This is a genomic window from Flavobacterium sp. IC2-16, assembly GCF_055521455.1.
In genome coordinates, this window is record NZ_CM145480.1 from 744,587 (window position 1) to 767,168 (window position 22,582).

Sequence of the window (22,582 nt, forward strand, 5' to 3'; positions counted from 1 at the left end):
CATAGTAGTAATTAAAAGTTATAATAAAAGAAGCTAAAAACTTACTTTTATGTATTTTGTCGATGTTTTTTGCGCTTTATCGATTATTTTGTTTTTGGATATAATCGATATAATACATTCGCGCATTAAATTAATTCACAATGAAAAACAACATACAAAAAATCCTACTTGGCTTCTTATTTGTTTCTGCAGTAAGTAATGCTCAAGTTGGAGTTGGAACAACTACCCCTCAAGGAGCTTTAGATATCACATCAACAACTGATGGATTATTAATCCCTAGAATTTCATTAACAGCAACAAACGTTGCTACAGTAACTACACCAACCACTTCAGAATTAGTTTACAACACAAACACATCGGCCGTAGGTCCAAATCAAGTTACACCAGGGTACTACTACTGGGATGGCTCTATTTGGGTTCGCTTAGCAACCGGAAACGGCAACAACTGGTCTTTGACAGGGAATTCTGGAACAACAGCTGGAACCAACTTTTTAGGTACTACTGATGCTCAAGATTTACGTTTCAAAACTGGTGGTAACGATAGAATAAATATTTCAAATACAAACGGTCAAGTACAATCGTATTTCGCAGGAACAGCTGGTGCTCCAGCCTATTCATGGAATGGCGACTCCAACACTGGGGTTTTTCAATCGGCAGCAGACAACCTTTCATTAACAACTAACGGAACTGAAGGTTTTCGCTTAAGAAACTCAGGTAATGTTACCATCGGAAATACTTATGCTTCAGCTAATGCAGCTCCAACAAACGGTTTACGTGTTCAAGGACAATCTGTAATTGGGAAAGCTTCAGGTGAAGACAGCCGTGATATATTTTCAGCACATAGTTCATCAACCGCCTACCAAAACATTACAGGATATCCAAACAACACTGCCTCTAGGGCAATTTCTGGATATGCAGACGGTAATGGTATCGGAGTTTTTGGTTTTTCTAACAGAACAGGATACGGTGTTGTTGGTTTAACACAACCTGGTACTATTTCAGGTTTCGTACAATCAGGTGAGGGAGTATTAGGACAAGCTGATGGGGCTACTGGAATTACCAACATTCCAATTGGAGTTCATGGTATTATCGATGAAACAGCAGCAGGATTAAATACTGCTACACCAGTATTAGGAGAAAATAATAATATCACTAGAGGAACTGGCTTAGGTGGTGGTGCTTATAATGGCACTTCACCAGCAGTATCTGCAGTATATGGAAACATTGGAACAAGAGTTACACCATCATCGACAAATGCATATCAATTTGGGGTAGTTGGAGATATTCTATTATTAGGTGTTGCTGGACAACCTGATGCTTCTGGTGGAGTTTTAGGAACAAATGCCGCAGGATCTTTTGGTATATTAGGCTATAAATCAGCAGCAGGGACCAACTATTCAGTTTATGGAGGAACTAGTGGAAGTAGTATTGCTGCAGGTAATACTGGAAAAACTCAACTTAACAACCAAGCAAATAACACTATAGGCTTAGGCATAAACTCTGGTTTTATGGGAGGTTATATCGCAGGAAGTCAGTACGGTTTAATGGCTAATGGTAAAGAGTTCGGTATGTATGTTCAAGGTAATACTGTGGTAAACCAACCTATGGTACAACTAAACAACACAAACCAAGCGAACAGAACTGCAACATATTATGCAACATCAACAGATGTAGATGTTACTACAAGAGGCAGAGGTCAACTTCAAAACGGAACTGCTTTTATTTCATTTAAAGAAGCTTTCAAAAACATAGTATCTTCTAAAGAACCGATTAATATTACAGTAACTCCAACAGAAGAAACAAACGGAGTATTTGTAAGTCAAATTACTACTGAAGGTTTTTATGTTAAAGAAAACAAGTCTGGAACAAGTAATGCTAATTTCAACTGGGTTGCTATTGGTACCCAAAAAGGATATGAAAACGGTGTAGAAATATCTCAAACTGTACTTTCAAACGAGTTTGACGAAAAAATGAACAGTGTTATGACTAGCGATGGTGGAGCAGAAGAAGGATCTCCTATCTATTTTGATGGCCAAAACGTACGCTTTGAAAGAATGCCAGATGCCATGATTAAATACGCTAAAAAACAAGCTCCTAAAAGAAAATAATTAAATATATTTCAAGAATTTCCAAAAAGACCTTTGCTTTAAATAGTGAAGGTCTTTTTCGTTAGCATAAGCTTCACGCTCAAAACTAATTGCCCGATAAGCCGCCCTCCTATCTTTCATCATAATCCAACGACACAAATATTCAATTCCGTACCAAACAAAAAACAAAACCACAAGCATTTCTAGCTGCTGCTTGATATGAATACGCTCATGATTCATTATCACCGCATCTTTTTTATCGTCTTTATGCGTTAAAACAATAAACGGAAATAAGGTAATCCCTCTAAAACCTCTTGGCGTTAAATATTTAAGTACAAGTACAATCATTGCGTGTAAAGTTCCTAAATTTCTTCTTTACAATATATTTACCTATAGGAAAGAAGTAACCTTGGATAAAAATATTTATTTTTGAAAAAAATTAAAAATAACTATTTTTTTTGTCGGTTTGCCCGTATGAATGAACAAATTAATCCAAATAATTTAAAAGAAGGTGAAGATTTCTATTACACGCCCGAAGGTTACAAGTGTTTTACTGAAAAATACCATCTAAAAAGAGGATACTGTTGTAAAAGCGGCTGCCGTCATTGTCCATACGGATTCAATAAAAAAACTGGCGATATTAATAAAAAGAAATAAGGTGTGTCCCTACGGGTCGGGCTGTTCGCAGTACATGGTACTTTGCTGCCATCCCTCACACAAATAATACAACAACAAACAACACAACAACAAAATGGACATCCATTTACAAAAATACAGAGTCAAAATCCATAAGTCCTACCACAGGTCGGATATTCGTTATCCCTAGTTATCATTCCTACACGAATGAATAAATAAACGAATAACCAAATACACAAAAAATGACATTTCAAGAACAAATACTGGAAGGAATTCCATCCGTTTTACCTCAAGCAAAAGCTTACGACCCTACAATAAATCACGCACCAAAGCGTAAAGAAATATTAACCAACGAAGAAAAAAAATTAGCTATCGCTAATGCATTGCGCTATTTTGAACCGAAACACCATGCCGAGTTAATTCCGGAATTCAAAAACGAATTAGAAAAATACGGTCGTATTTATATGTACCGCCTTCGTCCGGATTACGAAATGAAAGCACGTCCAATTTCAGAATATCCTGGAAAAAGTGAGCAAGCAAAAGCTATCATGTTGATGATTCAAAACAATTTGGACTACGCCGTAGCACAACATCCACATGAACTAATCACCTATGGTGGAAATGGTGCTGTTTTTAGCAACTGGGCACAATATCGCCTAACGTTAAAGTATTTGGCAGAAATGACCGACGAGCAAACTCTAGTTATGTACTCTGGTCACCCAATGGGCTTATTCCCATCTCATAAAGAAGCTCCAAGAGTTGTGGTTACCAACGGAATGATGATTCCTAATTATTCTAAACCAGACGACTGGGAAAAATTCAATGCTTTAGGTGTTACGCAATACGGACAAATGACTGCAGGAAGCTACATGTATATCGGTCCGCAAGGTATTGTACACGGAACAACGATTACCGTTTTAAACGGGTTCCGCAAAATTAAAACCAATCCTTCCGGTCATCTATTCGTAACTTCTGGATTAGGCGGAATGAGTGGTGCTCAGCCCAAAGCAGGAACAATTGCAGGCTGTGTAACTGTTTGTGCTGAAGTAAATCCTAAAATCACAAAAATTCGTCACGAACAAGGCTGGATTCATGAAATTGTAGAAGATTTGAACGAATTGGTTATCCGTGTTCGTAAAGCTTTAGACAACAAAGAAGTGGTTTCTATCGCCTACCTTGGAAACATTGTTGATGTTTGGGAAAAATTCGACGAGGAAAACGTACACATCGATTTAGGTTCCGACCAAACTTCCCTACACAACCCTTGGGCTGGCGGTTATTATCCAGTAGGCATCTCTTTTGAAGATGCTAACAACATGATGGCTAATAATCCAGAGCAATTCAAAACGGAAGTCCAAAAAACATTACGCCGTCATGCAGCTGCTATCAATAAACATACTGCAAAAGGAACGTATTTCTTTGATTACGGAAACGCCTTCTTATTAGAAGCTTCTAGAGCTGGGGCCGATGTAATGGCAGAAAATCCAACATTAGGAAGAGAATTCAAATACCCTTCTTATGTTCAAGATATCATGGGACCAATGTGTTTCGATTATGGCTTCGGACCTTTCCGTTGGGTATGTTGTTCTGGAAAACCAGAAGATTTAGCTAAAACAGACAAAATTGCATGTGATGTTTTAGAAGAAATGATGAAAAATTCTCCGGCTGAAATTCAACAGCAAATGGCAGATAACATTCAATGGATTAAAGGAGCTCAAGAAAACAAATTGGTTGTAGGATCGCAAGCACGTATTTTATATGCTGATGCCGAAGGTAGAACCAAAATCGCTGAAGCCTTCAACCAAGCCATTGCAAGAGGCGAAATTGGCTATGTTGTTTTAGGCCGCGATCATCATGATGTATCAGGAACCGATTCACCATATCGCGAAACTTCTAACATCTATGACGGGTCTCGTTTCACTGCAGACATGGCTATTCACAATGTAATTGGCGATAGTTTCCGTGGTGCAACATGGGTATCCATCCACAATGGTGGCGGTGTTGGTTGGGGCGAAGTAATTAACGGTGGTTTTGGTATGGTTCTTGATGGTAGTAAAGAAGCATCAAAACGCTTAGAGTCAATGCTTTTCTGGGATGTAAATAATGGAATATCTCGTAGAAGTTGGGCTAGAAACGAAGGTGCAATTTTTGCCATTAAACGTGCGATGGAAACGCAACCTTTGTTGAAAGTTACCATCCCTAATATAGTTGATGATTCATTATTATAGTTGGAAGACAAAGTTCTAATTTTCAAAAATTTACACTTTGTATTCGAACTTTGAAACTTTAAAAACTAAATAAAGATGAAACCAGTAAAAATAATCGCTTTGTTAGGATTATTGATTCTAACTGCCTGTAGTTCTGTTCGAGTGGATTCTGACTTCGACAACAATGCCGATTTTAGCCAATACAAGACTTTTGCTTATCAAAAAAGCGGAATTGATAAGGCCGAAATCTCCGATATTGACAAACGTAGGATCCTTAGAGCAATTGATACTGAAATGAGTAAAAAAGGGTATAGCAAAAGTGAAACCCCAGATTTACTTGTTTCTATTTTCACTAAAGAAAGAGAACGTGTTGATGTAGGTCAATATAACGCTGGCTGGGGTTATGGCTGGGGCTGGGGTTGGAACCCTTATTTTTGGGGAGGAAGAACCTATGTTTCCACTTCAACTGAAGGAACCTTATACATCGATTTAATTGATGCGAAAAAAAATGAATTAATCTGGCAAGGAAAAGGATCGGGTTATTTAACACAAAACCGTGACAAAAAAGAAGAGCGCATTAATGAATTTGTATCTAAGATTTTAGCGCAATTTCCACCAGACAAAAAATAGTTATTTAAAAACTGCCTTAGGGCAGTTTTTTTTATCCAATATACCGAATCATCTTTCTAGTGATATTTATCATTTTTTTAGTCCGTTCAACCCCACTATTTTTACACAAAAGAATTATCCTATGACAGACATTACAAACCGAGACGATATAAAGAAAATGGTAGATACTTTTTATGGAAAAGTTCAAAGAGACAATCTAATCGGCCCCATTTTCAATGAAAAAATTCAAAACAGATGGCCAGAACACTTAGAAAAAATGTATAATTTCTGGGAAACTGTATTACTAGATGTTCGCGCTTATTCCGGAAGTCCTTTTCCTCCCCACGCCACATTACCTGTTACCAAAGAACATTTTAACCGTTGGATGGAAATTTTCAAAGAAACGGTAGACAATATGTTTGTTGGACCAATAGCCGATGAAGCCAAATGGAGAGCAGAAAAAATGGCAGAAATGTTTAATTACAAAATCGAATATTTCCGCCAAGCCAATCAAAAACCTTTGAACTAACATTTTGCCAATTAATTTTGATTATTCCGTAAAAAGTTTACTTTTGAATTTAGAATTAAACCTCTGAGAATCATGATGAAAAATACTTACAAAGTTTTATTTTTTTTACCGGCTACCCTATTGTTCCTATCGTGTAGTTCTACCAACTTACTAACTCTTAGTGTAACAGAACCTGCCCCTATATATTTAGATTCAAAAGGAAAATCCGTTGGTATTGTCAACCGGTCATTGCCTTCTAAACAAAATGAAGTTTTAGATGCTATCGATAAAATTCTTTCAGCTGAAGGAAAAGATTTCGACAAAGACGGTGCAAACGAATCAATACTTGGTTTACAGAGCGAATTATCTAAAAACAACGGATTCGACAATGTCAAAATCATTGAAGCAAACAATTTAAAAACAGTCGGAATGGAAATCTTCCCAACGCCTCTTACATGGGATGTTGTCGATAAGATTGCCAAAGAAAACAAAGTAGATTATCTTTTTGAATTGTCATTTTACGACACCGACACTAAAGTAGATTACAAAACCAATACCGTTCAAAAAGCAAATGTAGTTGGAATTAAAATTCCGGTAATTGAACATCAGGCTACGGTTTCTACATTAATTAAAAGTGGTTGGAGAATATACGATACTCGAAATCATTTGGTTGTAGACGAACAAGCCAACAACAATGTAGTAACTTCGGTAGGCCGAGGAATAAATCCGGTTCAAGCCATTGAAGCCATTGTGAGCCGAAAACAAAACGTAATGCAACTAAGTAATCATAATGGTGCTGATTATGCCTTAAAAACGCTACCATACAGAATACGAGTATCTCGCGATTATTACGTAAAAGGAACCAATAATTTTGAAATTGGAAAACGAAGAGCGCAAACCGGAAATTGGGATGGTGCAGCAGAGCTTTGGGAAAAAGAGGTAAATCATCCAGATCCAAAAATTGCTGGCCGAGCTTGTTACAACATGGCTATAATTAACGAAATCAACGGTAACTTAGATAAAGCTATAGGTTGGGCTAGCAAATCATACACCGATTATGGCGACAAATTAGCCTTGCGATATGTAAATGTGCTTAAAAATAGAAAATCGAAACAACAACAATTAGAACGTGAATCTAATTAGTTTTAAAAACAAACTCTTATGTGAGTTTTTGTTTCGAAATAGAAATAAAAAAGGACTGCAAATGCAGCCCTTTTTTATTGAACAACTATTCTTTATATTTTTTGGAATTCAACTCTTCTGTTTTGAGCTTTTCCTTCATTTGTAGAATTACTACCAATTGGTTGAGACTCTCCTTTACCTGAAGTTTGCATTCTAGAAGCTTCAATTCCATACTTAGAAACCAAATAATTTTTCACACTTTCCGCTCTTTTTTCCGAAAGTTTTTGGTTGTCTGCTTCTTTTCCATCACCATCGGTATGACCAATTATCATCACTTTAAAATCGGGAGCCGACTTCAAAGCTTCTCCCAACTCTTTTAAAACATTCTCGCTAGCTGGTTTTATTGTTGCTTTATTCGTGTCAAACAAAATTTCATTAGTTGTAAATGAACCTGTTTCAATTAATTTATGTCTTGTATCAGCTCCAGCTTCTGCAAGAACTAAATCATTTATATACAATCTATCGTTCAAACCATCATGCTCATGATATTCGTACAAATAAAACAAAACAGTATTGTAATTAACTCCTTCCTGAAAAGCATCTGGCAAGTCCCAAATTTTATTTCCATCGATATACACACGTAATCTTGAATTTTGTCTCCAAACTTGAACTCGAACTAAGTTATTATTTTTTGTAAAGGTTGATAGCGACTTTTCGTTTTTAGCATATTCTTCGTTTTTGTTGTACACATAAAAACGAGATATCCCTTGTTGGCCACCTGCATCTTGAGGATGTAAATTGATTATTACACCTTCCTTACCATGATCGTAGGTATTCCATTTTTTGTACTCTTTTTTATAATCTGAAGCATTTACGAAAGCAAGATTTAAAGGAGTAGAATAAAAACTATACTTATCTGATGCATATAAATTGAATTCGAAAGTAAAATTTTTAGGAAGGGTTTTATTGAAATTTTTAATGGTAAAACTACCTTTTGAATTAAGCATTAACCATTTTCCGTTGGTTTCTGAGATTTCCGACACTTCTCCGCTGGTATTAGTCAACCAGTTCACAGGAAAATCACCTAGAGCATCTTGAGAAAAGTTTTCTGTTGCTAATATTTTAGTACCAGACACAAAATCTTTCGATCCTTTAACATTTTTTGATCCTTTTTTAGCATCTACTTCTGTAGAACCTGAATCTTTGGATTTTTTACCCGATTTTGCTTCATCAATTTTTTCATCTGTTTTTTGATCAGCTTTGTTTATTGTTTTATCAACATGTCTGTCTACTTTTTCTTCAATTTTACGATTGATTTTATTCTCTAATTTTTTACCAAATCCACCTAACAATTGGGCATTTGAATTAAAAGAAATCAAGATAAATAAGATTAAAAAAACGGAACTCTTTTTCATATTTTACATTTTAAGCGGCCAAAAATAACCCATAAAATCAAAATAAAAAGTAATATTTAAAAAAATCTATATAATGACAAAAATCATAGACGAAGGGATATTTTTTTGTAATTTTACACCATAAAACAACACATTTTATATGGAAACTCACTTTGAAAGCAATTCTTTAATTGATAGACTTCCAAAACATTTAAAACAGTTTATTAAACCGCAAGATTACGAAGACTACACTCCTATTAATCAGGCTGTGTGGCGTTATGTAATGCGTAAAAATGTTGATTATTTAGGAAAAGTAGCTCACAGCTCCTATTTAGATGGATTACGCCAGACCGGAATCGACATTGAAAGCATTCCGAACATGTACGGTATGAATCGTATTTTAAAAGAAATTGGTTGGGCTGCCGTTGCGGTAGATGGATTTATTCCGCCCAATGCTTTTATGGAATTCCAAGCGTATAATGTTTTGGTTATTGCTTCAGATATTCGTCAATTAGAACATATTGAATATACCCCTGCTCCAGATATCATTCATGAAGGAGCCGGACATGCTCCTATTATCGCCAATCCGGAATATGCAGAATATTTACGTCGATTTGGTGAAATTGGATGCAAAGCCATCTCATCGGCTCACGATTATGAAATGTATGAAGCCATTCGTTTACTTTCTATTTTAAAAGAAGCAGAAGGAACACCATCTGAAGAAATTAAAAAAGCTGAAGAACATGTAGATTATCTTCAAAACAATATGGGAGAGCTTTCGGAAATGGCTCAAATACGAAATTTACATTGGTGGACGGTTGAATACGGATTAATTGGAACACTAGACAATCCTAAAATTTATGGTGCAGGCTTACTTTCTTCTATTGGAGAAAGCGCTTGGTGTATGACCGACAATGTTAAGAAAATACCTTACGATATTTCGGCAGCCAATCAAAGTTTCGACATTACAAAACCGCAACCTCAACTTTATGTAACTCCAGATTTTGCTAAATTAAGCATGGTCTTGGAAGAATTTGCAAATAAAATGGCATTGCGTACCGGAGGACTTTCTGGAGTTAAAAAACTAATCGCCTCAAAAGCGTTAGGAACTATTGAACTCAGTACAGGTATTCAAATTTCGGGGGTTTTTACCAATGTAATCGAAGAAGAAGGCAAACCAGTATATATACAAACCACTGGAAAAACAGCCTTATCGTATCGTGAAAAAGAATTGGTAGGTCACGGAACTGAGTATCATGCTGAAGGATTTGGATCTCCAATAGGACGATTAAAAGGTATCAATCTCGCTATTGAAGACATGAGTCCGAGAGACTTAAAAGCTTACGATATTTATGAAGGCGAGCAAGTAACTTTAGAATTCGAAGGCAATATAAAAGTCACAGGAGAAATCATCACGGGTTCAAGAAACCTACGAGGTGAAATCATCATCATTAGTTTTAAAAACTGTACTGTTACTCATAACGATACCATTTTATTCCAACCGGAATGGGGAATCTATGATATGGCTGTAGGTAAAAAAGTAATTTCTGCTTTTTCTGGCCCAGCAGACGTGAACAGCTTTGATATGATTAACCACGTTCCGTCTTCTCATACTATTAAAGCTAAAAAATCGGCTGAAAGAGAAGAACTGGAAAAACTATATCAAAACGTTAGAAATTTACGCGAAGGGAAACATGCCGAAATAACACTAAAAGAAGCTTTTGCTGCCGTTTCTGCCAATCACCCTAACGACTGGTTGCTTTCTGTAGAAATTTCTGAATTAGCACATCAAGAAAACAATTCAGAATTACAAGAAAAGGTGATCAATCATTTAGAGAAACTTAAAATAAACCGCCCAGAAGTTGCTCATCTAATCACAAACGGGTTAGAGCTTATTTTTGACAAAGCCACTGCGTAACATAAGTTACCAATTCTTTGTTTTGCCACTGGTATCTTTGTCAAAAAAATAATAATTATGGGACTATTAAATATGTTAGGTTTTGGTACATCTACCGAATCTATTGAAGATTTTATTGCAAAAGGAGCTGTTGTTATAGATGTAAGAACTGTAGGTGAATTTTCCGAAGGTCATATTAAAGGATCTAAGAACATACCGCTAGACACAATAGCTAAAGAAATACAAACTATAAAAAAAATGAACAAACCCGTTATTACGTGTTGTCGTTCGGGAATGCGAAGTGCTCAAGCTGCTTCCATTTTAAAACAAAACGGCATTACTTGTGTAAACGGAGGGGGTTGGACTAGTCTTGATACCAAATTATGACAAACGATTTTAACCGAAAAGAACATTGGGAAACCATATACAACACCAAGCCTTTTGAGGAAGTAAGCTGGTATCAAACTACGCCAAGAACATCATTAGAGTTCATTGAAAGTAACATCGCGTCTAAAAACGATGCTATTATAGACATCGGTGGAGGAGATAGCTTTTTGGTTGATCATCTTTTGGAATTAGGCTACACGGATATTACAGTACTTGACATTTCAGAAAAAGCCATAGAAAGAGCTCAAAAAAGATTGGGAACAAATGCCGATAAAGTAACATGGATTGTATCGGATATCACTCATTTTATTCCACAAAAAAAATACAAAATATGGCATGATCGTGCAGTATTTCATTTTCTTACCGAAGAAGCAGATATTGAAAAATATAAAAGAATTGCCGAAGATTCGATTGTTTCCAGTGGTAAAAAAATAATTGGCACTTTTTCGGAATCTGGTCCAAAAAAATGTAGCGGAATCAATGTAAAACAATATTCCGATCAGTTATTAAAAAACACTTTCGAAGCGCAATTTAAACCTATCGAATGCTTTTTTGAAAACCACACTACCCCATTTAACACCATTCAAAATTTTGTTTTTTGCAGTTTTGAAAAAAAATAGAAAATCCCGCTTAAAGCGGGATTTTTATTACGGATTTAAGTAGCCGTCCAATTGCTTTTCATTTTCAACAATTTCGCTATTGTATTTTAAAGTCCAGCCCATAGAATTGGTTAAAACCAATACTTTGGCCAATTCACTCACCAAACGGTTTTTGGCATTGGATTTCAGAGATGACTTTTCAATTTTAGCCGCTAAATCAGCTTTAACTTTCTTATTGATTTTATTATAATCGTCGCCCGTAAACGGATTCAGTTTGCTTTGCTCTACATCGTAAAACTGTATATCGGGACTGATTTTTATTTCTTCTTTCGGAATATTAACAATGGTAATCGTTTTGTTTTTTTCATCAACATCGTATTTCACCTGACGCAAATCGTAAGCAATAGTAACATCCGCATTAATAATAATCAAGGCTTTTTTCTCAAACGAAATCAAATCCATCAAATATTTCTGTTGGTCTTTGTAGGTCATTACCTGAGCAAAATGTCCTTCTGTGACTACTAATTTACCCACACTTTTAATTTGCTGCTGAATTAAATCTGTATTATACTCGGTTGTTGTAGTATTCTTTTCGGATGTAAAATACTTATATGCCAAAACTCCCAAAACAACAAAAACAAGCAAATACAACAATTTCCCAGTTCGCCCAATGGCCTGAATTAAGGGAATTAGCATGTTTTTAATTGCGTTTTCAGTAGTTGAATCTCTTCGTGTAGCCATATTGATTAAAATAATAGAACGAAGATATTAAAAGTTGGTCATTCAATACAGGCAAAATTAAAAAAGGCCATCTTTTCAGACAGCCTTTCGATATTACATTTCTAAAATCACAAATTCCACTCTTCGGTTTTTTTGTTTTCCGGCTTCGGTATCGTTGGTCGCAATAAATTTTGTTTCGCCATATCCTTTTGCCACTACTCGGCTTGAAGCTATTCCTTTTGATTCTAAATATTGAAGAACCGCATTTGCTCTGTTGTTCGAAAGTTGCATATTATCGGCATCGGCTCCAACTGCATCGGTATGACCTGATATTTCAATTTTCATATTCGGATTTGATTTCAAAATTGCCAAAAGCTTATCCAACTCCGAGAAAGATTCTTTTAACAAGGCGTATTTTCCGGAATCAAAAAAGATGTTGTTCAAACGAATTACTTCTCCTTTTTCAATTGGATTTAAATACAAATCAACCTCAATCTCTTTGTATTCTTTTAACCCCGTTAAATCAACATTTTGCGTAATAGCGTAATATCCTTTTTTATCGGCCATAAAGCTATACAATTCCCCATATGGCAAAACGATTGAATAACTTCCTGTTGCCGGATCTGAAAGCGCAGTACCTAATTCTTTAGCCGTTTTCAAATTATTATAAATAATGGAAGCGCTCATTACTTTTTTGGTTTTAGCATCGTACACTTTTCCTTTAACCAAAGCCACCGGGTCTTGTTTAACGGTATTGGTTATCTCCCAAATATCACGATCTCTAGCCACATAAGCTTTATCTCCTTTTGCCGCTAGGAAAATACTCAATTCGGTTCCAGGAGAATTAATTACATTTCCTAAATTTTCGGGTACTGACCAATTTGTCCAGCTATCATCCAAACGTTTCGAAACAAACAAATCGTAATCACCATACCCTTGATGCCCCATACTGGCGAAATACAATGTTTTACCATCGGATGCTAAATACGGGTTGGTTTCATCTTCAAACGTATTGATTGCTTTTCCCATATTTTTTGGCTTCGACCAACTTCCATCCTCTTTTAGAAAACTAACATATAAATCTTTCACCCCTTCACCCTCGGGTCTTTCAACCGACATAATCAAGTGTTTATTATCGGCAGACAAATAATACCCTACGTAATTGTTCAAATTAGAATAATCTTCAATAATTACATCTCGAGGAATTTCCCAACCATTAGCTGTTCTTTGGGTAATAGAAACACCTGCACCGTTTGAGTTTATACCATCGGCAGCATATCTGTTTCCTAAAAGTAAGGTATTGTTATCGGGTGAAACCGAAATCACAAAATTGTAATCTTTATTGTTTAAAGGACGCCCAATATTTTTCATTTCGGTCCAGTTTCCTTTGGAATCACGAGTACTATACCAAATATCGTCTTTAATACCATCTATATTTGGAGCATAGTCTTTTCGGTCAACATACAGTGTATTTCCATCTGCCGAAACCACTGGATTGGTTTCTTCACAAGCTGTATTAGAAACCGTTTCTGGCAGTTTAACCATTTTTAAATCGGGATTAAAACTCGAAACAACTTTTATCGATAAAGGATAGGTAGTTACTTTAATATCTTGTGCCGAAATAGTTACTCCAGCATCTAAAATAAATCCGATTTTAGAACCATAATAGCTGTTTTTTCCTGTTTGAAAAACCAACGCATCGTTTAGATAAACTTTATAAATATTCGCTCGTTTAGAAAGCAAAATTTTATTAGTTTTTCCTTTGCCGTTTACATATTTTGAAGGCTCCCATTTTTTACTATAGTGAAACTCTTTATTGTAATACTGATATACTTGTAATTGTTTATTCGCCGATAACTGAACCACTCGATAATCCGAATAGTCGTTATAACAGCCCCAAACCAAACCGTACGTTGCCGATTCTGATTTGGTGTCTTCTAATTTAATTGTAGTTTCAATGTCAAAATCAGTTTCATCAGCATCGGAAACCATATCTTTAAGTGACCATTTACTGTTTTGTGCATGTTGGTCGGAAAGGAAAAGACTCCCCTTTTCGATATAGGTTTTGAATCCGTCTTTATCGGATGTCCATTCATTATGATCATCATCAAACGAATCTTGAAAAGTTACGGTTTGCGCATATCCCATAACAACTGAGAAAACTAAAACGAATAAACAACAATACTTTTTCATTAAAAATTAAATTAAGTTATTATTTTTTGCTTTTTGAATGGCTTCTATTTTAGAATGTACCTGCAATTTTTTATAAATATTTTCAATATGCTTACGAATTGTTCCTGGAGAAAGAAACATGTTTTCTGCAATAACGGTATAACTTAAACCTTTACTAAGTTGCTCCAATACGTCTACTTCTCTCTCAGAAAGTTTAATATCTTCTTTTTTTACATTTAAAACTATAGGATTTCGCAAAAGCTTTAGTGTTTTCATAGCAATTGAAGGTGTCATGGCAGCTCCTCCACGCAGTGTTTCTTTTATACCTTCATATAATTCTTTAGCATCAATTTCTTTTAGCAAATAACCATCAGCGCCCGCTTTAATAGCTTTAAAAATATTCTCATCGTTATCAAAAACCGTGAGCATAATCACTTTAATTTGTGGATATTTCTTTTTTAGCAACGCAGTAGCTTCAATACCGTTCATTTGTGGCATATCGATATCCATAAGCACCACATCCACCATATTAGTCACTTCAATTTTATCAAAAAACTCTTTTCCATTAAGTGCATAAAATCGAACATCTACATCCTCAAAAAAAGATAACTTTTCGATTACGGCTTTCAACAAAAATGTATTATCGTCTACTAATGCAACTCTAATTTTTTGAACCATAGTTTTTAGAATTTCAATTTAACAACAGTTCCTTTATCTGTTTCAGAAAATATCTCCAACTTCCCTTCGGCTTCCACAATTCGTTTTTTCATATTGTTTATTCCGTTTCCTAAAGTAGATTGATTCGTATCAAAACCTTTTCCGTTATCTGATATTTCAATTTCAAACTTATCATTGTTTTTAGCGATAACTACCTTAATTTGAGAAGCATTAGCATATTTCATACTGTTATTGATAGCCTCTTGAATAATTCGATATAGGTTAATTCCGCGAAGCGACGAAAATGTAATTGCATCTGAAATCGTTTCATCGATAACAAAATCGAACTGAATCCCTTGTGAAGCCGCTTTTGCACTCTCTATAAAATTGGCAATTCGAATTTTTAAATCTGAAAAAGTAACCTCATCTTTATTCATCGCCCAAATGGTATCCCGCAATTCTGCAATGGTACTTCTGGTAAATGTACTGATACCAGAAAGCTTATTTTTCAGTCTGTCATCCTGAATATCAAAACCGTATTTCAAATTATCGATAGACGATATAATGAAGGTTAATTGCGCACCAATATTATCATGTAAATCTCTGGAAATCGCCAATCGTTGTTCTTGCAATTTGTTTTGTGTTTCAATTTGTTGTAATGCGTCTTTTAATTCAATTTCCCGATGCAACTGTACGTTTTTCATTTTCTGATTATTATAGAACAGAAAGCCTACTAAAATGGCTATTATTAAAAGTGAGGCTATACCTAACAACCATGTATTTTTAACGGCCAAACTGGCTTTATGAATTAATATTTCTTTTTCTTTTTGTTCGGTTTCATACTCCAAATCCAGTTCCGCCAATTTGTTTGCTTTATCTAAATTATGAATACTGTCTTTATATAAAATGTGTTGCTTGTAATTGTATAAAGCCGATTTGAAATCGTTACTGTTTTCGTAAAGTCGGGAAAGTACCTCATAATTTTCCTGAGTTAAATTTTTATACCCAAATTTTTTACTTTGTTCTATTGCTAAATTAAAATACCGAATTGCTTCTTTTGGGTTATTGGTTTCCTCATAAAAATGTCCGTAAAAATTTAAATTTTCAGCAACTCCAATCTTATCGTTTAAGTCAAGGCGAATTTGATAAGCTCTATCGAAAAGTGATTTGGCTTCTGCATATCTTTTTTGCATCATTTTTACAACCGCAATTTTATTCAAGCTATAAGGAATTCCAATTCGGTCGTTGCTTTTTTCTTTTAAGGCTAACGACCTGTTATAAAAATGCATCGCACTGTCTAGCTGCCCTTCAATTTCTTTTAAAACCCCGTAGTTATCATAAAGTGCACGCAAAGCAATGCTATCACGATTATGCTCTGCCAAATACAAGCCTTTTTGCATATACAATTGTGCTTTGCGCAGGTCTCTCATTTTTAGCTGATAACCGTATTCTCCATAAGCCGAAGCTAGAAGAGAAGGTTCGGCACTGTTCTCTAAAATTCGGATAGCCTTAAGCATATAAAACGTATTTTTATCATATTCCCCTTGATAATAATACATCAGAGCCAAACTTTGGTAAGCTTGCGCTAATCCTTTTAAATAATTTATTTTTTGAGCATTTTCGACATTTTTTAATGTCAGCTTTATGATTTTTGCTGTATTACTTATTTTGTAATCGAATGGAAGATTGTTGATAGAATCTATTTCTCGCTGATGTATTGGAGACATAGAATATAGAAGCGATTGCCCCAAAATTAGAAATAATACCAGAATCGTTTGCTTTATGAAACGCATAAAATGTATTTACTAAAAGTTCTACTTTTTTACAATTGATTGATCTAAAAATCACTACAATGTATTAAACTTTAATTGAATGCAAGAATATAAATATTAAGAAAAAGACATATCAATATCAAAACCACAATTAAAGCAAGTAAAACACTTACTTTATTATACTTAAGGAGTATTGCTTTCATTTTGTTATACATTTTCTTAAACCACATTTTCACTTGAGTAAAATTGAGTAAAAGAAAAAAGTAAAACAATACGACAATTGCCGTATAATTACTTAAAATGAAATCGTTGGAATTTGTTTTTTAAGCTGTTCGATTTTCAGATTCAGGTTTTCTAAAAACTTCTGGTGGGATTCGGAGTTAGGATTGAATGGTCGATGCGACAACGCTTTTTGTATATCGCACACTTGCTGCATTGTTGAAAATTCGGATTCGGCTACAAAGTTTTCAAAGAAACGAATCCAGATATAGTCGATTGCGGTTTGACTAGGATGTAGCATATCTTCTGAATAAAACCTATAATCACGAAGTTCATCCATCATAATTTCATACGATGGAAAATACGATGCTTTAACTGCTATTGCTTCCGAATCCAACAATTGATGCAATGCGGTTATTAAATGCGATTTGCTGCGTTGATTTTCCACAAAACCATCTTTAATATGACGAACGGGAGAAACGGTAAAAATGAAATGACAATTTGGGTTTATGGTTGTTATTTCTACAATAATTTTTTGAAGGCTAATTTCAATTTGTTGTACCGAAAGTAATTCTTTGCTAAACTGTTTTTGCGGAACTTTATGACAATTGGCTACTATTTCATTAGTAGCATTATTTCGGTACACCCACGATGTTCCTAATGTAATTATAAGATGAGAAGCTTCGGCAATTTGACTATTTGTAGATGCAATTATATTGTTAAGCTGTTTTAAAAAAGTCTCTTTATGCGAATGTGAAAGCTCTGAATGTACTTCAAAACAATGCCATAAATCGTTATGGAAGAAAATATCATCTTCGGTAAAAAACCGTTTCGAAACAGCACGATTTATAAGTTTTTCAAGGGAAACTGAATTAAAAATTATTCCAAATGGATTGACTGAATTTTGAAACTTAAAGTAATCAAACTTCTCTCCCATATTTTCGGCAAAACAAGAACCCAAAGACACTATTTTAGTATTGTAATCTATGGCAGATTTATTTTTTAAAATAGGTATTTGGGTTCTGAAATCCATTTCGTTTGTTTTTACAAACTTATGAATAATTAATAAAAGTAAGCAAACGAGATAAGCTCCTTATTTGTTGCAGTATTTATTGTTTTTGAAGTAATCGGAAACCCTTGTGGATTGTAATTATGTTGAACTTCTAAATTCAAATTATGTGCCGAACCTAAAGTTGACGATACGGTTCTAGTAACGTTACTTGGAGTTCCGGTTAAAGCCACATCATAATACGTTAACTTATCAAAACCCAAAATGTTTTTAAACGGTGAATTTCCTTTGTCAAAAGAATACACAATGGTTTCTGTGCTTGGAACACCATTAACCGAAGTATAGTTTTCAATCTTACTAATACGATCGTTTTCAAAAAACACTTTTCGGTTTACAATTTCTGAAGATTCGCTCATTCGTCCATTTACATAGCCTTTTGCCAAAATAGTCCCATCGGAATTATAAGTATAAATTGCTTTGTATTGAATTTGATCTTGCGCATTCTTTCGTGTAAAACTTATTAGTTGCTTATTCGAGTTGTAATCGAATAGCTCGCGTGAATTTAAAATATTAGCAACATAAAACAGGCGTTCTGTAATGAGGCTACCTGTATAAACGTATTCTACTTTTCTGCCGTCTGGAGAATTTACCTCCAAAAGCAGATTTCGATTGTATATATAATTTTCTGTGGTTGTGGAGGTGCCGCCATCGGAAGTAACAACAGTTCTTTTCACCAAAGGTCCAAAAGCAACCATTTTAGAATCTGTTGTTTCTGCATCGTTTAAAAAATCATCGTTGGAACAAGAAACCAAAAGTGCTATCACTGGGAATACCAGTATTCTACTAAGTCTTTTCATTTTTTTGGATTTTAATTTTTTGTAAATCAACTAAAAAAAGACCCCACAACAATTTATTTTAACTAAACTTTAAAATTAAAATACTGATTAACAGTTAATTATGAATTATTTTTTTACGAAAATGCATAAAAAAACCCAAGACATCAATCTTGGGTTTTCAAATTGTATTAACTAAATTATTCGTAGAAACTCTGAAGTGTAGAAACTACATTTCCAGTATCATCTTTAGTTGTCTGTAGTGTAGGAAACATTTTTGAATTATACACATATTCATTATCTAACATTTCCACAGCACGATGATCTTGAACTAGGTTTTGGAAATTTCCTTCTGGAATTCCATCAACAAAAGAAATAGCTGCGTAACCAGTTACATTTTTGAAAGGATTGTTTTTCCCATCATACGTAAAAAGGTCAGTAGACTCCAATACCATTGTAGTTGAATAGTTTTCAATTTTTGAAACTTCAGCTCCAGTAAAAAAAACTTTATAAATTTTAGAAAACATATCTTGCACAACAGCATCCCCAATATAACGATTTGCAGTTATTGTTCCATCAGCATTATGTGTATAAGTTTCTTTAGTACCGTAATCACTTTGGGTATCAAGGTACAGATAAGAAGTCAATCTGTTACTTCCATCATATTCAAATGATTCAGTTGTAACAAGTATATCATCTACATCAAAATATTCAATTTTTTTTATTAAATCACCTTGATATGTTGTAAGAGAATAAGAATCATCTTCCGAATAATCTATTCTAATTAATTTTTTACCACTGTATGTGTAGGTATTTGTCACTGCTGGCATTCCTTCCTCAGTGTAAACATCTCTTTTTACCAATACATCTGCCGAAACATCTGCCGGAGTACTATCTTCTCCAGAACACGAAGCCAATACAAGTGCTAAAGCACTAAATGCATAAATAAGTTTTTTCATTGTTTTTTGATTAAAAATTTACGCACAAATAAACATATAACATTGCCTAAAAAAAAATAATTTTTCTATTATTTAAAAAAAAAAAATCAAGCCTATAAAGACTTGATTTTCAATTATTTTATTCTGTAAAAAGAAGCTTATTTTACGAAATCTGCTGCTTTTTCCAAAGCTTCTTTAATTCCGTCTACATTTTTTCCACCAGCAGTTGCAAAAAATGGCTGTCCGCCTCCACCGCCTTGAATGTATTTACCTAATTCGCGAACTACCTGCCCGGCATTCAATCCTTTACTCTCTACCAGTTCTTTAGATATGTACGAGGTTAACATGGGTTTATCATCTGTAGCTGTTGCTAAAAGTAAAAATAAATTATCCTTATTTTGACCTAATTCGTACGCCAAGTCTTTTGCTCCGTTAGCATCTAAATCTACTTGAACTGCTAAGAAATCAATTCCGTTAATATTTTGCAATTGAGCAGCCAATTCCCCTTTTAGGTTTTTTGCTTTTTCTTTTAATAATTGCTCAATCTGCTTTTTAAGTTTTGCGTTATCGTCTTGCAATGAAACTACCGATTTGATAATGTCTTGCGGATTTTTCAAGGTTTCTTTGATTTCTTTCAGCGTATTTTCTTGAGAAGCATAAAACGCTTTTACTGCATCGTTGGTAATAGCTTCAATACGACGAATTCCCGCAGCGACAGCTCCTTCACTGGTAATTTTAAAATGCCAGATATCAGCAGTATTCTTTACGTGAATACCACCACACAATTCCATACTTTCTCCAAATTTAATAGCACGCACATTGTCACCGTATTTTTCACCAAATAATGCCATCGCCCCTTCTTCAATTGCCTGTGCGAATGGAATGCTTCTTCTTTCAATTAATGGTAATTGCTCCTGAATTCTTTGGTTTACAAAATCTTCAACTTTTTGCAATTCTTCATCGGTTACTTTTGCAAAGTGCGAAAAGTCGAAACGAAGATAGTTTGGCGCCACCAACGATCCTTTTTGTTCCACATGTGTTCCTAAAACCGAACGCAAGGCCTGATGCAATAAGTGCGTAGCCGAGTGATTACTTGCGGTATGGTTTCTTAAATCGGCATTTACTTTTGCCTGGAAAGTACCATTTACATTTTCCGGCAAGCTTTTCGCGAAATGCAGAATTAAGTTGTTTTCTTTTTTGGTATCGATAATGTCAATAATTTCATTTGCTGAAACTAAAATCCCTTTATCACCAACCTGCCCTCCTCCTTCCGGATAAAACGGAGTGTTATCTAAAACAATTTGGTATAATTTCCCGTCTTTTTTAGAATCTACTTTGCGGAAACGGGTAATTTTCACTTCGTTTTCCGTTTGGTCATATCCAACGAAAGTTTCTACATTACCTGGAACCAAAATAGTCCAGTCTTCAGTAGACACTTCGGAAGCCGCACGAGAACGTGCTTTTTGTTCCGCCATGGATTTATCGAATTCGCTTTCGTTAAACGACATTCCTTTTTCTTTCAAAATCAAGGCTGTCAAATCTTTAGGGAATCCGAAAGTATCATACAATTCGAATGCTTTCTCACCAGAAACTTCATTACCTTTTGTTTCTGCTACCACATTCTCCAACAATTGTAATCCTTGATCTAAAGTTCTCAAGAAAGAAGCTTCCTCCTCTTTAATCACATTCGAAACTAAGTTTTTTTGAGCCACAATTTCTGGAAAGAAAGTGCCCATTTGATTGGCTAATACTTCAACCAATTGATAAATAAAAGGTTCTTTGGTATCCAAGAAAGTGAACCCATAACGGATGGCACGACGTAAGATACGACGGATTACATAACCCGCACCACCATTCGATGGCAATTGACCATCGGCAATAGCAAAAGCTACCGCGCGAACGTGGTCTACAATTACACGAATAGCAATATTGGTTTTATTTTGCTCGTCGCTAATATTTTTTATTTCGTTGTTGGTATATTTTTTACCTGTAATTTGCTCTACTTTTTCAATAAGTGGCGTGAATACATCCGTATCGTAGTTAGACGTAACACCTTGCATTGCCATACACAAACGCTCGAAGCCCATTCCTGTATCTACGTGTTGTGCCGGTAATTTTTCTAAAGAACCATCTGCTTTACGGTTGAATTCCATAAATACGTTGTTCCAGATTTCCACGACTTGCGGATGATCGGCATTTACCAAATCACGACCAGAAACAGCAGCTCTTTCAGCATCGGTACGTAAATCGATGTGGATTTCAGAACACGGTCCGCATGGTCCTTGGTCCCCCATTTCCCAGAAGTTGTCCTTCTTGTTACCTAAGATGATTCTATCTTCAGAAACGTATTGTTTCCAAATATCAAAAGCATCCTGATCGAAAGGCACATTTTCCGACGGATTTCCTTCGAATACAGAAACATATAAACGGTCTTTATCCAATTTCAAAACTTCGGTTAGAAATTCCCAAGCCCAAGCTAAGGCTTCTTTTTTAAAGTAATCGCCAAACGACCAGTTCCCTAACATTTCAAACATGGTATGATGGTAAGTGTCAAAACCTACATCTTCCAGGTCGTTATGTTTTCCTGAAACACGAAGACATTTTTGTGTATCGGCTATTCTTGGTGATTTTGGTGTTCCATTTCCTAAGAAAAACTCTTTAAACTGAGCCATTCCTGAATTGTTAAACATTAGCGTCGGATCGTCTTTTAAAACAATCGGAGCAGAAGGCACAATTAAATGTCCTTTGCTTTCAAAAAAATCAAGGTAAGCTTTACGAATGTCTTGTGATTTCATTTTTATTAATCGTTTATATGG

19 protein-coding genes are annotated in these 22,582 nt (G+C 35.0%); 9 read left to right on the plus strand and 10 right to left on the minus strand.

Features of this window, described 5'->3' with window-relative positions; genetic code table 11:
- Positions 1-140 precede the first annotated feature (140 nt).
- Positions 141-2,108, plus strand: a complete 1,968-nt coding sequence (locus ACZ1JT_RS03305; protein ID WP_465094741.1) for a beta strand repeat-containing protein — start codon at positions 141-143, stop codon at positions 2,106-2,108.
- Here ACZ1JT_RS03305 and ACZ1JT_RS03310 read toward each other — a convergent pair whose 3' ends face one another.
- Positions 2,109-2,435, minus strand: coding sequence for a hypothetical protein (locus tag ACZ1JT_RS03310; protein WP_465094742.1), 327 nt, complete (start codon positions 2,433-2,435; stop codon positions 2,109-2,111).
- Positions 2,436-2,561: 126 nt separating this feature from the next.
- On the opposite strand from ACZ1JT_RS03310, the gene ACZ1JT_RS03315 reads away from it, so the two are divergent.
- From ACZ1JT_RS03315 to ACZ1JT_RS03335, 5 genes are all read left to right on the plus strand, one after another.
- Positions 2,562-2,744 carry a DUF5522 domain-containing protein gene (locus ACZ1JT_RS03315; protein ID WP_465095271.1) on the plus strand — a complete coding sequence of 61 codons (183 nt, stop codon included), beginning with the start codon at positions 2,562-2,564 and terminating at the stop codon, positions 2,742-2,744.
- Positions 2,745-2,965: 221 nt separating this feature from the next.
- Positions 2,966-4,951 (plus strand): urocanate hydratase, encoded by a 1,986-nt coding sequence (locus ACZ1JT_RS03320; protein WP_465094743.1) that lies wholly within the window; start codon positions 2,966-2,968, stop codon positions 4,949-4,951.
- Positions 4,952-5,026: 75 nt separating this feature from the next.
- On the plus strand, positions 5,027-5,560 hold the full coding sequence (locus tag ACZ1JT_RS03325) for a DUF4136 domain-containing protein (RefSeq protein ID WP_465094744.1): 534 nt from the start codon (positions 5,027-5,029) through the stop codon (positions 5,558-5,560).
- Positions 5,561-5,681: 121 nt separating this feature from the next.
- Positions 5,682-6,068: a group III truncated hemoglobin gene (locus ACZ1JT_RS03330; RefSeq protein ID WP_465094745.1), complete on the plus strand. Its 387-nt coding sequence runs from the start codon at positions 5,682-5,684 to the stop codon at positions 6,066-6,068.
- 72 nt (positions 6,069-6,140) lie between these two features.
- Positions 6,141-7,190 carry a DUF6340 family protein gene (locus tag ACZ1JT_RS03335; protein ID WP_465094746.1) on the plus strand — a complete coding sequence of 350 codons (1,050 nt, stop codon included), beginning with the start codon at positions 6,141-6,143 and terminating at the stop codon, positions 7,188-7,190.
- A 92-nt stretch (positions 7,191-7,282) separates the two neighbouring features.
- On the opposite strand, the gene ACZ1JT_RS03340 is transcribed toward ACZ1JT_RS03335, so the two are convergent.
- On the minus strand, positions 7,283-8,584 hold the full coding sequence (locus ACZ1JT_RS03340; RefSeq protein ID WP_465094747.1) for an OmpA family protein: 1,302 nt from the start codon (positions 8,582-8,584) through the stop codon (positions 7,283-7,285).
- Between the two features lie 139 nt (positions 8,585-8,723).
- Between ACZ1JT_RS03340 and ACZ1JT_RS03345 the strand changes: the two genes are divergently transcribed.
- Genes ACZ1JT_RS03345 through ACZ1JT_RS03355 form a run of 3 tightly spaced genes read left to right on the plus strand, consistent with a single transcriptional unit; the run spans position 8,724 to position 11,467 of the window.
- Positions 8,724-10,481 (plus strand): aromatic amino acid hydroxylase, encoded by a 1,758-nt coding sequence (locus tag ACZ1JT_RS03345; protein WP_465094748.1) that lies wholly within the window; start codon positions 8,724-8,726, stop codon positions 10,479-10,481.
- Positions 10,482-10,538: 57 nt separating this feature from the next.
- Complete coding sequence (locus ACZ1JT_RS03350) at positions 10,539-10,847, plus strand: rhodanese-like domain-containing protein (protein WP_465094749.1); 309 nt, start codon at positions 10,539-10,541, stop codon at positions 10,845-10,847.
- Complete coding sequence (locus tag ACZ1JT_RS03355; protein ID WP_465094750.1) at positions 10,844-11,467, plus strand: class I SAM-dependent methyltransferase; 624 nt, start codon at positions 10,844-10,846, stop codon at positions 11,465-11,467. Before ACZ1JT_RS03350 ends, ACZ1JT_RS03355 begins: the two co-directional genes overlap by 4 nt.
- A gap of 27 nt (positions 11,468-11,494) precedes the next feature.
- Here the strand turns inward: ACZ1JT_RS03355 and ACZ1JT_RS03360 are convergent, their stop codons facing one another.
- The 8 genes from ACZ1JT_RS03360 to alaS all read right to left on the minus strand — a co-directional run bounded on the left by ACZ1JT_RS03360 (position 11,495) and on the right by alaS (position 22,561).
- Entirely contained in the window at positions 11,495-12,142 is a 648-nt protein-coding gene (locus ACZ1JT_RS03360; RefSeq protein ID WP_465095272.1) for a DUF4230 domain-containing protein, read from the minus strand.
- Between the two features lie 138 nt (positions 12,143-12,280).
- On the minus strand, positions 12,281-14,359 hold the full coding sequence (locus ACZ1JT_RS03365) for an OmpA family protein (RefSeq protein WP_465094751.1): 2,079 nt from the start codon (positions 14,357-14,359) through the stop codon (positions 12,281-12,283).
- A 6-nt stretch (positions 14,360-14,365) separates the two neighbouring features.
- The gene (locus tag ACZ1JT_RS03370) at positions 14,366-15,016 is read right to left on the minus strand and encodes a response regulator (RefSeq protein WP_465094752.1); all 651 of its coding nucleotides are present in this window, start codon (positions 15,014-15,016) and stop codon (positions 14,366-14,368) included.
- Between the two features lie 5 nt (positions 15,017-15,021).
- The gene (locus ACZ1JT_RS03375) at positions 15,022-16,788 is read right to left on the minus strand and encodes a tetratricopeptide repeat-containing sensor histidine kinase (RefSeq protein WP_465094753.1); all 1,767 of its coding nucleotides are present in this window, start codon (positions 16,786-16,788) and stop codon (positions 15,022-15,024) included.
- Positions 16,789-17,062: 274 nt separating this feature from the next.
- Positions 17,063-18,019 carry a GSCFA domain-containing protein gene (locus ACZ1JT_RS03380; RefSeq protein WP_465094754.1) on the minus strand — a complete coding sequence of 319 codons (957 nt, stop codon included), beginning with the start codon at positions 18,017-18,019 and terminating at the stop codon, positions 17,063-17,065.
- A 29-nt stretch (positions 18,020-18,048) separates the two neighbouring features.
- Positions 18,049-18,852: a hypothetical protein gene (locus tag ACZ1JT_RS03385; RefSeq protein ID WP_465094755.1), complete on the minus strand. Its 804-nt coding sequence runs from the start codon at positions 18,850-18,852 to the stop codon at positions 18,049-18,051.
- Between the two features lie 176 nt (positions 18,853-19,028).
- Positions 19,029-19,787 carry a hypothetical protein gene (locus tag ACZ1JT_RS03390; RefSeq protein WP_465094756.1) on the minus strand — a complete coding sequence of 253 codons (759 nt, stop codon included), beginning with the start codon at positions 19,785-19,787 and terminating at the stop codon, positions 19,029-19,031.
- Between the two features lie 137 nt (positions 19,788-19,924).
- On the minus strand, positions 19,925-22,561 hold the full coding sequence (alaS, locus tag ACZ1JT_RS03395) for an alanine--tRNA ligase (RefSeq protein ID WP_465094757.1): 2,637 nt from the start codon (positions 22,559-22,561) through the stop codon (positions 19,925-19,927).
- Positions 22,562-22,582: the final 21 nt, after the last annotated feature.